The organism is Rhodococcus ruber (assembly GCF_016804345.1).
In the GTDB taxonomy this organism is placed as follows: domain Bacteria; phylum Actinomycetota; class Actinomycetes; order Mycobacteriales; family Mycobacteriaceae; genus Rhodococcus; species Rhodococcus ruber.
In genome coordinates, this window is sequence record NZ_CP044211.1 from 5,066,268 (window position 1) to 5,079,684 (window position 13,417).

The following is a 13,417-nucleotide window of genomic DNA, read 5'->3' on the forward strand; positions in this document are numbered from 1 at the left end:
CGCGCTGCCCCACACCCTCGCAGGTCCTGCCCAATACTGTGTACCGGCACAGTACCGCCCGGCCCCGGGCGGCGCGGGTCGTCGCGCCGGCCGCTCGCGGGCCGGCACCGAACGAAAGGAACACCGGGATGTCCACCCGCCTCACCGACGGGGAACTCGTCGAGCGGTACCTGCACGCCGTCCTCGTCCACCTGCCCCGGTCCCGGCGCGCCGAGGTGGCCGCCGACCTGCGCCGTCGCCTCGAGGACGCCGGTGCCGAGCACGAGACGCGTGCGGTGCTCGCCGACCTGGGGTCCCCGGAGGATCTCGCCCGCACCTACCGGGGCGCGCCGCGGCACCTGATCGGCCCGAGGTTCTACGACACCTATCTGCGGGTGCTGTGGCCCGTCGTCGGCGTGGTGGCGGCGGTGCTCGGCGGTCTGACCCTGCTCGCCGCCCTGACCGAGGCCACCGACCCCGCGGCCGCGCCCCTCGACGGCGCCGACGTCGTGTGGGACGCGATCGATGCGGCCCTGACCGGCGGTGTGTACGCCGCCTTCTGGGTGACCGTCGTGTTCGCGGTGATCGAACGCACCGCGCCCGCCGGCACGGATCTCGGGCGGTGGGATCCGGACGATCTGCCCGCGGTGCCGCACGGCCGGGAGATCCCGGTCGGGGAGGCGGTCGCGGAACTGGTGTTCGCGGTGGTCGTGCTGATCGGGGTGGCCGGTCTGTCCCCGTCGCTGGCGCCGTCGTTCTTCGGTGCCGGGTACGAGGCGCTCGACCCCAGTTTCACCGACCGGCTGGTGCCCGCGATGGTGGCCGTCGCGGTGCTGTGGGTGGTCTCGGCGAGCGTCGCGCTGGCCGTGCGCAGCTGGACGACGGTCGTCACCGCACTGTCGGTGGTCTCCGACCTGCTCGCTGTCGCGGTGGCCACGGCCGTGCTCGTGCACCGGCCGTACTTCTCCCCGCAGTTCCTGTCCGACCTGCGCGAGCGCGCGGGCTCGGACCTGACGGCTCAGCTGAACCTCGCCGTCGGCATCGTGTGCATCGTGGTGATCGTCGCCTCGGCGGTCGGGGTGGTGACGGCGGTCCGCAAGCACGTCGCGCACCGCCGCGCCTGAGACCGGTCAGCAGGTGGCCAGGACGCCGGCCATCGCATCCTTCTCGTCCGGCGTGATCCACAGTCCGTACTCGGCCTTCACCTCGATCTGCCGGGAGACGTAGGTGCAGCGGTACTCGGGGTTGGGGGGCAGCCACTGCGCCGCGTCCTTGTCGCCCTTGCCCTGGTTCGTCGGTCCGTCGACGGCAAGGAGGTTCCGGGGATCGTTCGCGAGATTCTTGCGGGCCTGTGCGTCGAGCAGGCGCGCACCCTTCTCCCACGCGTCCGACAGGGCGACGACGTGATCGATCTGCACCGCCGACGACGTGTCCACCCCGCGCCGGAAGTAGATCTCCCGGCCCGTGTACGGGTCGTACAGGGTTCCCGCCTCGACGGTGCACTCCTTCGTCACCGGTGCCAGCTTGATGTTCACCAGATCCCGCTTCAGGACGTCGTTGCGGGTGTCGCAGCCGTTGCGCCCGCCCGCGACGGTCACGTCGTCGGTCCACGCCGGCCCGAACAGCGCACGGTCGTACCCGCCGGAGGGGTCCGGTTCCCGCACGGCGAGGCTCTTCAGCAGTTCGACCGCCTCGGCGGCGGCGGCCGACGACGGGGCCGGGACGGGCGCCGACGTGGACCCGCCGGGACCCGCCTCGTCGCCGCCGTACGTCTGCTGGAGGACGACGAAGGCGACGAAGGCGAGCACGTAGGCGAGCGACCACAACCAGCGACGACGACCGGTCGAGTTCGCCGCGGCCACTACTGCGCGAGCTGCGGCATCTTCACGACCTGCCCCGCGTAGGACAGTCCGGCGCCGAAGGCGAGCAGCAGGGCGAGCCCGCCGGGCCGGACCTGGCCGGTGCGCAGCATCTTCTCCATCGCGAGGGGGATGGACGCGGCGGAGGTGTTGCCCGTTTCGATGATGTCGTCGGCGACGGCCACCGTCTCCGGCAGGTCGAGCTGCCGGACGATGACGTCGTTGATGCGCAGGTTGGCCTGGTGCGGCACGAACGCGTCGAGGGCGGCGAGTTCGACACCGGCCTTGTCGGCGACCTGGCGGGCGATCTTCCCCATCTCGAAGGCAGCCCAGCGGAACACCGCGGTGCCCTCCATGATGATCCAGGGCCGCTTCTGATCGGGGTTGTCCGCGAAGCTCACCCAGTCCGGTTCCTGGCGGATGGCGTCGGCCTGGGAGCCGTCCGACCCCCACACGGTGGGACCGATACCCACCTCGTCGGACGGGCCGACGACCACGGCACCGGCGCCGTCGCCGAAGATGAACCGCACCGAGCGGTCGGTGGGTTCGGTGGTGTCGCTCATGCGCTCGACGCCGACGACGACCACGTAGTCCTCGGTCCCGGTGCGCACCATGTCGGACGCCACGCCGAGCGCGTAGCAGAACCCGGCGCACCCGGCCGAGATGTCGAGAGCGGCCGCGCCCCCGGTGCCCAGGGCGTGCGCGACCAGCGCCGCGGACTGCGGCGTCTGATTCGGGTAGGTCGAGGTGGCCACGATGACGGCGCCGACACGATCACCGGTGATGTCGGCGGCCTCGAGCGCCTTGCGGGCCGACGCGATCGCCATGTCCACCACCGACTCCTCGGGGTGCGGCTTCGCGAAGCGCCGTTCCTTGATGCCGGACCGCGACTGGATCCACTCGTCGCTCGAGTCGATCTGCTGGCAGATCTCGTCGTTGGTCACGACCCGCTCGGGGCGGTGCACGCCCAGCCCGAGCAGTGCGGTGTTCCGCAGCGGGGCGGGACCGGCGATCTGTGCACCCATCAGGCGAATCTCCTCTGCTTCGTGCACTGCTCGTCAGTGCATCGCGTCCCTGACACGGTAACGCGCGCGCGAATCGTAGCGGAGCCCACCCGTCGGCCCGGGCCTCGTGCGAGTACCGCCGGGACACGCCGACGGACACCGAAGGACGTGTGACGGTTGTCACCCGCTGTTACCGTCTGTGGCCGTGCACACACGTAATGGGGGTTACCGACGTGCCTCGTTCCGAGTCGGGGTCACCGCACTGACCTGTGCGGTCGTCGCCCTGGTCCCGTTCGCGGGCACCTCCGCGGCGAACCCGAACGCGATCAATCCCATCCCGGGCCTCAACGGGGTCAACGGCCTGCCGGAGTTGCGCGGCCGCACCCAGGTGGTGGCCCAGCAGACCGGGATGCTCAGCACCAACCGCACCCAGGATCTGAACGTCCTGGGCACCGACCTGGGCGTGATGTGGGACAACGGGCGCGGCCAGGTGCTGACCGCGTTCGGTGACACCGCGGGCCTCGGCGTGCCCAATCTGCTGTCGGGCAGCATCTGGGCCTGGCGCAGCAGTTCCCTGTTCCGCAGCTCGGACCGCCACCTCGCCGACGGGATGACGTTCGACAGCGCGGCCCGCGATTTCTTCGGCCAGGCGAAGGAACTCGTCCCGAGCCCGAAGATCCCGTTCGTGGAGATCAGCCGGATCCCCACCGCGGGGATCGCCGTCGGCGACACCCAGTTCCTGAGCCTGATGTCGGTGAAGAACTGGGGGCCGGCCGGTTCGTGGGAGACCAACTTCTCCGGCCTGGCCTTCTCCCACGACAACGGGGAGAACTGGACGGTGGCGCCGCAGACCGAGCGGCCGAACGCCGACGGGAACCGGAACTTCCAGATGGGCGCCTTCGTCCGGCACGGCGGCTTCGTCTATCAGTACGGAACCCCGCCCGGTCGTGGCGGGCCGGTGCACCTGGCACGGGTACCGGAACAGCAGATCCTCGACCTCGCGGCGTACGAGTACTGGGACGGCGGCGCGTGGGTCCGCGACGTGAACGCGGCGCGCCCGGTGATGACGGGTGGTGCGGCGGAACTGTCGGTGCAGTGGAACGACCACCTCGGGCAGTTCGTCCTGCTGACCACCGACGCGCACAACTCCGTCGTGCTGCGCCGGGCACCGTCGCCGACAGGGCCGTGGAGCGCGCCGGAGGTCGTCCTCGACACCCGCGAACTGCCGACGGCGTACGGCGCGTACATCCACCCGTGGTCGTCGGGCCCGGACCTGTACTTCCTCACGACCGTGCACCAGAACTACAACGTGCTCCTGCTGCGCACCACGCTCCACCCCTGACCCGCGCGGCGTCCGGGCTACCGTGCGTCCATGGACGCACGGGAGTGGGATGCGCGGTACGCGAAGAGCGAGACGGTGTGGGGGGTGCCGCCGAACCCGGTGCTCGTCGAGTTCGCGACGTCGCTGCCGCACGGCCGGGCTCTGGATCTGGGCTGCGGCGAGGGCCGGCACTCGCTCTGGCTGGCCACGCGCGGCTGGGAGGTGACCGGACTCGACTTCTCCCGCGTGGCGGTGGACAAGGCCCGGGCGATCGCGGCGCAGGCGCCACGGCGGGTGCGCGAACGCCTGACGTACGAGTGCGCCGACGTGACCGGGGCCACTTTCGAGGCTCGATATGATCTCGTCCTCTCGGCCTATCTCCATTTCCCTCCACCACAGCGACGGGCATTGATCGACAATGCGATCGCGGCCCTGAAACCTGACGGAATCCTCATATTTCTGGGCCACGATTCGCTCAATCCCACCGAGGGTGCCGGCGGCCCCCGGGATCCCGAAATCCTCTACACCCCAGCAGATGTCGTCGCGGAAATCGATGGCCGACTGCAAATCCGGACCGCCGAACGAAGAATGCGGGAAACGGACGCCGGAATGGCGATCGATGCGTTGGTGGTGGCCCGCAAACCAACTCTTGGCAGTTAGTTGCCCGACGGGTAACATAGGCGGATGTTACCGACGAGTAATAACTTGGGCGGTACTCGAACACAGCTTGACCGCACCATCTCACTGGGAGTAGCGCAGACATGGGCCATTACAAGAGCAACCTCCGGGATCTGGAGTTCAACCTCTTCGAGGTGCTGAGGATTCAGACGCTCCTCGAGGCCGGAAAGTTCGGCGACCTCGACGAGGAGACCTCTCGTGGCATCCTGGCCGAGGTGAAGACCCTCACCGAGGGCCCGGCGGCGGAGTCCTTCGCCGAGACCGACCGCACCCCCCCGGTCTTCGACCCCGAGACCCACTCGGTCTCGCTGCCCGAGGGCTTCAAGAAGGCGTTCAACTCCTGGTACGAGGCCGGCTACTGGTCCATGGGCCTCGAGGAGGAGATCGGCGGAACGCCCGCACCGCGCGCCCTGAGCTGGGCCGTCAACGAGATGATGCTCGGCGCCCAGCCGGCCGCCTTCATGTACGCCGCCGGCCCCTCCTTCGCCGGTGTGCTCCACGCCAACGGCACCGACGAGCAGAAGCAGTGGGCCGCGACCATCGTCGAACGCGGCTGGGGCGCCACCATGGTGCTGACCGAGCCCGACGCCGGCTCCGATGTCGGCGCCGGCCGCACCAAGGCGATCAAGCAGGACGACGGCACCTGGCACATCGAGGGCGTCAAGCGGTTCATCACCTCGGCCGACTCCGACGACCTGTTCGAGAACATCTTCCACCTCGTCCTCGCCCGCCCGGAAGGCGCCGGCCCCGGCACCAAAGGCCTCTCGCTCTTCTTCGTCCCGAAGTTCCACTTCGACTTCGAGAAGAACGAGATGGGTGAGCGCAACGGCGTGTTCGTCACCAACGTCGAGCACAAGATGGGCCTGAAGGCGTCCGCCACCTGCGAGCTCACCTTCGGCGGGCACGGCGTCCCGGCCAAGGGCTGGCTCGTCGGCGAGGTCCACAACGGCATCGCCCAGATGTTCGACGTCATCGAGCACGCTCGCATGATGGTGGGCACCAAGGCCATCGCGACGCTGTCGACCGGTTACCTCAACGCCCTGGCCTACGCCAAGGAGCGCGTGCAGGGCGCCGACCTGACCCAGATGACCGACAAGACCGCCCCCCGGGTCACCATCACCCACCACCCGGACGTGCGACGCTCGCTGGCCATGCAGAAGGCCTACGCCGAGGGTCTGCGCGCGGTTTACCTCTACACCGCCGCGCATCAGGACGACGTCGTCGCCGAGCAGATCTCCGGTGCCGACCACGAGCTGGCGCACCGCGTCAACGATCTGCTGCTGCCGATCGTCAAGGGTGTGGGCTCCGAGCGCGCCTACCAGTACCTGACGGACTCGCTGCAGACGTTCGGCGGCTCGGGCTTCCTGCAGGACTACCCGATCGAGCAGTACATCCGCGACGCGAAGATCGACTCCCTCTACGAGGGCACCACCGCGATCCAGGCGCAGGACTTCTTCTTCCGCAAGATCGCCCGTGACCGCGGCGTCGCCCTGGCACACGTGACCGGCCAGATCCAGAAGTTCCTCGCCTCCGACAGCGCCGACGAGCGCCTCAAGTCGGAGCGGGCCCTGCTGGCCACCGCGCTCGAGGACGTCCAGGCCATGACCGCCACCCTGACCGGCTTCCTCATGGGTGCTCAGGAACAGCCCACCGAGCTGTACAAGGTGGGCCTGGGCTCGGTGCGGTTCCTGCTGGCCGTCGGTGACCTGCTCATCGGCTGGCGGCTGCTCGAGCAGGCCGAGATCGCCCTCGCGGCCCTCGACGCCGGCCCGGATTCCAAGGACAAGGCGTTCTACGAAGGCAAGGTCGCCGTCGCCGGCTTCTTCGCCAAGAACGTCCTGCCCGAGCTGACCGCCGTGCGCAGCATCGTCGCCAACGTCGACCTCGACATCATGGAGCTCGACGAAGCGGCCTTCTGAGCCGGCTCTCGGGCGGAACCGAGTACGCAGACAGAAAGCACTGTGCCCTCCCGTCGCACGACGGGAGGGCACAGTGCTGTGTGCAGGGACTGCCGCGGCTACTCCGTATCGGCCGCAGTCGGCGATGCCGCCGCGGGCGCCGCGGCAGGAACTTCCTCCGCCTCGTCCGCGCCGCTCGGCGCGGGCTGCGGGGTCGTCGTCACGGCCGGGCGCGCGCCGGCAGGTTCCTCCGCGCCACCGCCGGGCGTCTCCGCCTCACCGGGCGCCGGCTGCGACGGTGCGGCCGGCGCCGACTCCCGCTCGGGCTCCGGCTCGGCGCTGACGCAGCGCACCACGGGCACCGGGTCGTAGCGGACCGTGCGGGTGGTGCTCGAGATCTGCCGGCCGGTGGCCGCGTCGGTGATGATGCGGGTGTCGCTCACCGTGAACCCCTGCGCACCGCTCGACGGGATGCATCCCGGCCCGGCCGGCAGGGTGATCGTGTTCGGTGCCGTGAAGTTGGTGCGGGAACCGGTCACGGACTCGACGTCGACGGTCTTGGTGCCCCAGATCCGCACCGTGATGTCCGACGACGTGCCGATCGCCTGGATCAGCACTCCGGTGTCGAAGGGATTGCGGAACTTCAGGTCGATCGCGCCCTCGTAGACCGTCGCCTCCCGGGCCGCCGGGTACCGCGAGATGTAATAGCTGTGCTCGGTGTGTTCGACGTCCTCCATACCGGCGAAGTACGTCGCGTTGTACAGGGTGGTCGCGAGCTGGCTGATGCCGCCGCCCACGGCCTTGGACGGACGCCCGTTGTTGATGATCCCGGACTCGACATACCCCTGCGCCGCGCCGCGCGGGCCCGTGTAGCCGTTGAGCGAGAACGTCTCCCCCGGCTTCACCAGCGCACCGTTGATCTCCGACGCCGCCAGGCGGATGTTCACACCCGACGCGTACTCGAAGCCCCCGGTGGTGAACTCACCGATCACCTCGCGGATGCCCAGCTTCTCGGCGGCCTCCGTGGTCAGCGCCGGCTCGGCCGGCTTGTACACGGCGTCGGTCACCCGCTCGCCCGGCGCGGCCAGCAGCTGCGGCAGCGACTCGAGACTCACCGGCCAGTCGACGAGCTCGCCGGCGACCGACGGGATCACCGTCGGGCCGCCGCCTTCGAGCACGATCCGGGCGTCCTTCGGCTCGACCTCGGTCGCCGCCAGTTGCGGCCGGAGGATCTCGGTCGCGGCCTCGATCCCGTACTGCGGGGACAGGCCCCCGTTGCCGTCCGGCACGAAGGTCAGCACAGCGCCGATCCGGTCGCTGGGCAGGGTCGCGACGGCCCCGTCCCGTCCGCGCACCGTCACGTCGCCGGCGACGGCCGGGTCCGCGACCTCCCGCAGTGCGCGCTCGAGTCCCTCGGGCGTGACCGTCACGTCGACCGTCTCGACCGGGAACTCGACGTCGCCGAACGCCCACCGCTCGGCGAACAGGTCTGCGGAGGCCTCCGCATCGAGGGTCTGCCCGGGCAGCGGCGCCACCGGCACCGGCGTTGCGCCGTCGAACACGAGGTTGCCCTCGCGGGGTGCACGGTCGGCGACCGCACGCACGCCGCCGATCGCGGCCGACAGCGCGGCGTCGTCGCGGGTGGACACGACACCGATCTCGTCACCGCCACCGAAGAACGACGTCACGCGGGTTATCGGATCGAGCGGCTGCGATCCGATGCGGTCGAGGGTGTGCTCCCAGTCGACGTCCAGACCGGCCTGCGCCGGCACGATCTGCGCGGTCACGTCGCCCGCGGTGACGGTGACGGGCTCGTCTGTGCGCGGGCCGAGTTCGGCCCGCAGGATCTGCTCGGCTTCCGGAACCGACCGTCCGCCGATCTCGATGCCGGCAACGGTGACGCCGCGCGGAACGTTCCCCGAGGAGACGACGAGGTCACCGACATAGAGGGCCGCGAGCACGGCGAACACTCCACCGGCGACGAGGGCGATGCGGCGCCAGGGCGGACCGCTGTCGCCCCCGGGTCCGGTCGGCGCCGGCTCCTCGGGTGTGGGCCCGGCGGGCGGGGGTCCGGCGGGCGGGGGTCCGGCGGGCGGGGGTCCGGCAGGCGGGGGTCCGGCAGGCGGGGGTCCGGCAGGCGGGGGTCCGGCAGGCGGGGGTCCGGCGGGCGGGGGGGTGTCCGGTACCTCTGACGGCGTCGCCGAGCGGGCGGTCGCGTCCCCCGCGACGGCGGGCTCGCGGGCGGCGTCGTCCGACAGGCTGGGGAGGACCTCGGTCTCGACGTCGGCCGCAGTGCGGTCTGTCGCCGGCCCGACGGCGTCGGTGCGGTCCGTCGCCGGCCCGACGGCGTCGGTGCGGTCCGTCGCCGGCCCGACGGCGTCGGTGCGGTCCGTCGCCGGCCCGACGACGGGCAGCACGGCCGTGGGCGCCTCCCAGGGCGGTACCTCCGCCGGCGGTGCCGGCTCGGCGTCCGGGCCCGACCGGGCGGGCTCGGGCGCAGCGTCGTCGGCGACGGACGGCGGGGTGTGCTCGGGGCTCTCCCCGGGGATTGCCTCCGACCGGTCACCGGCGGCGTCCTGAGCCGCCGCCTCCGGTTCGGGGACGACCGATCGAGCGTCGTCCTGACCGTCCTCGGGGTCGTTCGTCCCGTTCTTGCCGCTCACCCGTGTCCTTTCACCGGGGTGCACCCCGGTTCGGGCGCACCACTCGGTATCCAGCCTAATGTCGGATCCCGAGCGCTCCCGATCGGACGGGCGGCCGGAGCGCGCACGGAGAAGCGAAAGACCTCGCGCTGCCGCCAGGTCGGGGGTCAGGCAGCAACGCGAGGTCGCCTGGTTTATCGGTGGTCCCGCCCGGGCGTTACAGACTTCCGAGATTTTTTCCGGACGGGACCGCAGGAAGCGGGACTCAGGCCTCGAGAATGGCGGTCACACCCTGCCCACCTGCAGCGCAGATGGAGATCAGGCCCCGCACGGGCTTGCCGGTCTCCTGCTTCTTCTCATGCAGCATCTTCGCCAGGGACGCGAGAATGCGTCCGCCGGTCGCGGCGAACGGGTGCCCGGCCGCCAGCGACGAGCCGTTGACGTTGAGTTTGGTGCGATCGATGGACCCGAGCGGAGCGTCCAGGCCGAGCCGGCCCTTGCAGTACTCCTCCGACTCGAAAGCCTGGAGCGTGGCCAGCACGACGGAGGCGAACGCCTCGTGGATCTCGTAGAAGTCGAAGTCCTGGAGGGTCAGGCCGTTGCGGCGCAACAGGCGCGGGATCGCGTAGGTGGGGGCCATGAGCAGGCCGTCACCTCCGTGGACGTAGTCGACGGCCGCGGTTTCCGAGTCCACGAGGTAGGCGAGCACGGGGAGCCTGCGCTCCGCGGCCCACTCCTCGGAGGACAGCAGCGCCGCCGACGCACCGTCGGTGAGCGGGGTCGAATTGCCCGCGGTCATGGTGGCGTCGCCGAGCTTGACTCCGAACACCGGCTTCAGGCCGGAGAGCTTCTCGACGGTCGAGTCCGGGCGCAGGTTGTCGTCGCGGGTGAGGCCCAGGAAGGGGGTGACGAGATCGTCGAAGAAGCCCCGGTCGTAGGCGGCGGCCATGTTGCGGTGGCTCGCGGCGGCGAGTTCGTCCTGCGCCTCGCGGGAGATGCCGAACTCCTTGGTGGTGACGGCCGCGTGTTCCCCCATGGACAACCCCGTGCGGGCCTCGCCGTTGCGGGGGATCTCGACACCGAGCATCGACGGCCGGACCTGGCCGAGCAGCTTGATGCGGTCCCCCGTCGAACGGGCCCGGTTGAGGGAGAGCAGGAACTCGCGCAGTTCGTTGTTGACACCGATGGGGGCGTCGGAGGTGGTGTCGACTCCGCCGCCGATGCCGGCCTCGATGCGGCCGGCGGCGATGGCGTCCCCCACGGAGATCACCGACTGCAGGCCGGTGCCGCAGGCCTGCTGCAGGTCCCAGGCGGGGGTGTGGGGGTTCAGCGCGCTGCCGAGCACGCACTCGCGGATCAGGTTGAAGTCGCGACTGTGCTTGAGGACGGCACCGCCGACGACGGCACCGAGCCGCTCACCCTGCAGATTGAACCGGCTCACCAGGCCGTCGAGCGTGGCGGTGAACATGTCCTGGTTCGAGGCGCGGGCGTACGTGCGGTCCGACCGGGCGAACGGGATCCGGTTGCCGCCGAGGATTGCGACACGGCGCAGCTGCGTGGAACGGGCGGTGGTGGTCACTGACGTCTCCCGGGATGCTGGTGGATGATGGCGGTGAGTACGGGCTCTCGCTACTATTCTTACTCGCGAGTAAGTTCATTGTCGACACCACATCGTCGGCCCCTCCCGACAATACCGACGTCCGAACCAGAGAAGGTGGAATCGTGGCTGAAACCAAGACCGCCCCCGGCCTCTACGCCCAGTTGATCGGGTCCGCGCCCGGAGCATTCCTCGCCAAGCAGTTCGGCCTGCCGCAGCCGGAGAAGCTGCGCCGGTACGAGCCGGGGCAGCCGCCGCTGGCGGGCCCGCTGCTCCTCGGGGGCAACGGCCGCCTCGTCGAACCGATCCGCACGCTGCTGTCCGACTACCCCTTCGCCGACCCCGCCGACACCGAGTACGGCGCGCTCGTCTTCGACGCCACCGGCATCACGGACGTCGCCGGGCTGGAACAGCTGTTCACCTTCTTCCAGCCCGCCATCAAGGGCCTCGGTCCGAGCGGACGTGTCGTCGTGCTCGGCACCACCCCGGAGGAGGCGTCCTCCGTGGACGAGCGCATCGCCCAGCGCGCGCTCGAGGGCTTCACCCGCAGCGTCGGCAAGGAGCTGCGCCGGGGGGCCACGGCGCAACTGGTGTACGTCTCCCCCGACGCCGCCACCGGACTCTCCGGTCTCGAATCCACGCTGCGTTTCCTGCTGTCCGCGAAGTCCGCTTTCGTCTCCGGTCAGGTGATCCGTGTCGGAGCCGGCGACGCGACGGCGCCCGAATCGTGGGAGCGTCCGCTCGCGGGGAAGGTGGCCGTCGTGACCGGCGCCGCCCGCGGCATCGGCGCCACGATCGCCGAGGTACTCGCCCGCGACGGCGCGCACGTCGTCTGCGCGGACGTGCCGGCGGCCGGCGACGCCCTGTCGCAGACGGCGAACAAGGTCGGTGGGGTCTCCCTCGCACTGGACGTCACCGCCCCGGACGCGGGCGACAAGCTCGCCGACTACCTGCTCGAGCGGCACGGCGGCGCCGACGTCATCGTCCACAACGCCGGCATCACCCGCGACAAGCTGCTCGCCAACATGGACGCCGCGCGGTGGAACGCCGTCATGGCCGTGAATCTGCTCGCCCCCCAGAAGATCACCGAGAAACTGGTCGAGCGGGGCGCACTGAAGGAGGGCGGCCGGGTGGTCGACGTGTCGTCGATCGCCGGCATCGCCGGCAACCGCGGCCAGACCAACTACGGCGCGTCCAAGGCGGGCGTCATCGGCATGGTGCAGGCGACCGCGCCCGTGCTGGCCGAGAAGAACATCACCGTCAACGCCGTCGCGCCCGGCTTCATCGAGACGGCCATGACCGCAGCCATCCCGGTGGCCACCCGCGAGGCCGGCCGGCTGATGAGTTCGCTGCAGCAGGGCGGGCAGACCGTCGACGTCGCCGAGACCGTCGCCTGGTTCGCCAACCCGGCGTCGAGCGCGGTCACCGGCCAGGTCGTGCGCGTGTGCGGCCAGTCCATGCTGGGGGCGTGATGGCTGTCGTCGAACTTTCTTCACGCCCTTCGACTCTCGACGTCTACTCCCGGGCGGTGCTCTCGGCGCTGCCGGTCGTGGGTGCTTCCGGCGACAGCCTGCCCGACGACACCCTCGTGCTGCGCGGCCTGCGCGTGGACCCGGACAACCTGGCCGGGTACACGAAGGTGTGCGGGCTGCGCTTCGGCGACACACTGCCGCTGACCTACCCGTTCACCCTCACGTTTCCCGTCGTGATGAAGCTGATGGTGTCGAAGGGCTTCCCCTTCCCCGCCGTCGGTTCCGTTCACGCCGAGAACGTGATCGAGCAGTTGCGGCCCGTGTCCGTGACCGAGCCGCTGGATCTGAGGGTGCATGCCGAGAACCTGCGGGAACACCGCAAGGGCCTGCTCGTCGACCTGGTGAGCGAGATCAGCGTCGGCCGGGAGCCGGTGTGGCGGCAGACGTCGTCGTTCCTGCGCCAGCAGCGCACCTCGCTGTCGGATCAGCCGAAGCCCGAACCGAAGGCCGAGGAGATCCCGCCGGTGCCGACGTCGACGTTGCGGGTGGACCAGAAGACGATCGACCGCTACGCCTCGATCTCGGGTGACCGCAACCCGATCCACGTCTCGCGGCTCGGCGCCAAGGCGTTCGGGTTCCCCAGGCCCATCGCGCACGGCATGTGGAGCGCGGCCGCGGCACTGCGGGCCGTGGAGGGCCGCATCCCGTCGCACGCGACGTACTCGGTCCGGTTCGGCAAGCCGGTCCTGTTGCCCGCGACCGTGAATCTGTACGCCGCGCGCGCCGCCGCCGGCTGGGACCTGGCGCTGCGCGACCCGAAGAAGGGCTACCCGCACCTCACCGCCACCCTGCGCTGAGAGCGGCTGCGCCGCAGTCCGCACTCACACGCTGAACCATCGACGCACCGCCACCGCCGTGCGTGTTTTCGGTAGTACCGACTACCGAAAACACGCACGGCGTCGCTGAC

Annotated in this window: 10 protein-coding genes; 6 read left to right on the top strand and 4 right to left on the bottom strand. The window is 70.5% G+C overall.

Features of this window, described 5'->3' with window-relative positions; genetic code table 11:
- Positions 1-128 precede the first annotated feature (128 nt).
- Positions 129-1,103 (top strand): HAAS signaling domain-containing protein, encoded by a 975-nt coding sequence (locus F1734_RS23180; protein WP_010593503.1) that lies wholly within the window; start codon positions 129-131, stop codon positions 1,101-1,103.
- A 6-nt stretch (positions 1,104-1,109) separates the two neighbouring features.
- On the opposite strand, the gene F1734_RS23185 is transcribed toward F1734_RS23180, so the two are convergent.
- The gene (locus F1734_RS23185) at positions 1,110-1,841 is read right to left on the bottom strand and encodes an HNH endonuclease family protein (RefSeq protein ID WP_102031618.1); all 732 of its coding nucleotides are present in this window, start codon (positions 1,839-1,841) and stop codon (positions 1,110-1,112) included.
- Positions 1,841-2,863 (bottom strand): beta-ketoacyl-ACP synthase III, encoded by a 1,023-nt coding sequence (locus tag F1734_RS23190; protein ID WP_010593505.1) that lies wholly within the window; start codon positions 2,861-2,863, stop codon positions 1,841-1,843. The genes F1734_RS23185 and F1734_RS23190 overlap by 1 nt, the downstream gene beginning before the upstream one ends.
- 262 nt (positions 2,864-3,125) lie before the next feature.
- Here F1734_RS23190 and F1734_RS23195 point away from each other — a divergent pair, with 262 nt between their 5' ends.
- From F1734_RS23195 to F1734_RS23205, 3 genes are all read left to right on the top strand, one after another.
- Positions 3,126-4,184 (top strand): DUF4185 domain-containing protein, encoded by a 1,059-nt coding sequence (locus F1734_RS23195; RefSeq protein WP_225222666.1) that lies wholly within the window; start codon positions 3,126-3,128, stop codon positions 4,182-4,184.
- Between the two features lie 30 nt (positions 4,185-4,214).
- Positions 4,215-4,823 carry a class I SAM-dependent methyltransferase gene (locus F1734_RS23200; RefSeq protein WP_203011130.1) on the top strand — a complete coding sequence of 203 codons (609 nt, stop codon included), beginning with the start codon at positions 4,215-4,217 and terminating at the stop codon, positions 4,821-4,823.
- 101 nt (positions 4,824-4,924) lie between these two features.
- Positions 4,925-6,760 carry an acyl-CoA dehydrogenase gene (locus tag F1734_RS23205; protein WP_017679808.1) on the top strand — a complete coding sequence of 612 codons (1,836 nt, stop codon included), beginning with the start codon at positions 4,925-4,927 and terminating at the stop codon, positions 6,758-6,760.
- A gap of 98 nt (positions 6,761-6,858) precedes the next feature.
- Here the strand turns inward: F1734_RS23205 and F1734_RS23210 are convergent, their stop codons facing one another.
- Entirely contained in the window at positions 6,859-9,402 is a 2,544-nt protein-coding gene (locus F1734_RS23210; protein WP_238424036.1) for a VanW family protein, read from the bottom strand.
- Between the two features lie 244 nt (positions 9,403-9,646).
- Entirely contained in the window at positions 9,647-10,960 is a 1,314-nt protein-coding gene (locus tag F1734_RS23215) for an acetyl-CoA C-acetyltransferase (protein ID WP_010593511.1), read from the bottom strand.
- Between the two features lie 143 nt (positions 10,961-11,103).
- On the opposite strand from F1734_RS23215, the gene F1734_RS23220 reads away from it, so the two are divergent.
- Both F1734_RS23220 and F1734_RS23225 read left to right on the top strand, forming a co-directional pair.
- The gene (locus tag F1734_RS23220) at positions 11,104-12,450 is read left to right on the top strand and encodes a 3-oxoacyl-ACP reductase (protein WP_010593512.1); all 1,347 of its coding nucleotides are present in this window, start codon (positions 11,104-11,106) and stop codon (positions 12,448-12,450) included.
- Positions 12,450-13,307, top strand: a complete 858-nt coding sequence (locus F1734_RS23225) for a MaoC family dehydratase (RefSeq protein ID WP_040274936.1) — start codon at positions 12,450-12,452, stop codon at positions 13,305-13,307. Before F1734_RS23220 ends, F1734_RS23225 begins: the two co-directional genes overlap by 1 nt.
- The last annotated feature ends 110 nt before the right edge of the window (positions 13,308-13,417 follow it).

Excerpts from the sequence above, each read along its gene's own strand:
- F1734_RS23180 (WP_010593503.1), top strand. The coding sequence starts at position 129 with ATGTCCACCCGCCTCACCGACGGGGAACTCGTCGAGCGGTACCTGCAC.
- F1734_RS23190 (WP_010593505.1), bottom strand. The coding sequence starts at position 2,863 with ATGGGTGCACAGATCGCCGGTCCCGCCCCGCTGCGGAACACCGCACTG.
- F1734_RS23200 (WP_203011130.1), top strand. The coding sequence starts at position 4,215 with ATGGACGCACGGGAGTGGGATGCGCGGTACGCGAAGAGCGAGACGGTG.
- F1734_RS23205 (WP_017679808.1), top strand. The coding sequence starts at position 4,925 with ATGGGCCATTACAAGAGCAACCTCCGGGATCTGGAGTTCAACCTCTTC.
- F1734_RS23225 (WP_040274936.1), top strand. The coding sequence starts at position 12,450 with ATGGCTGTCGTCGAACTTTCTTCACGCCCTTCGACTCTCGACGTCTAC.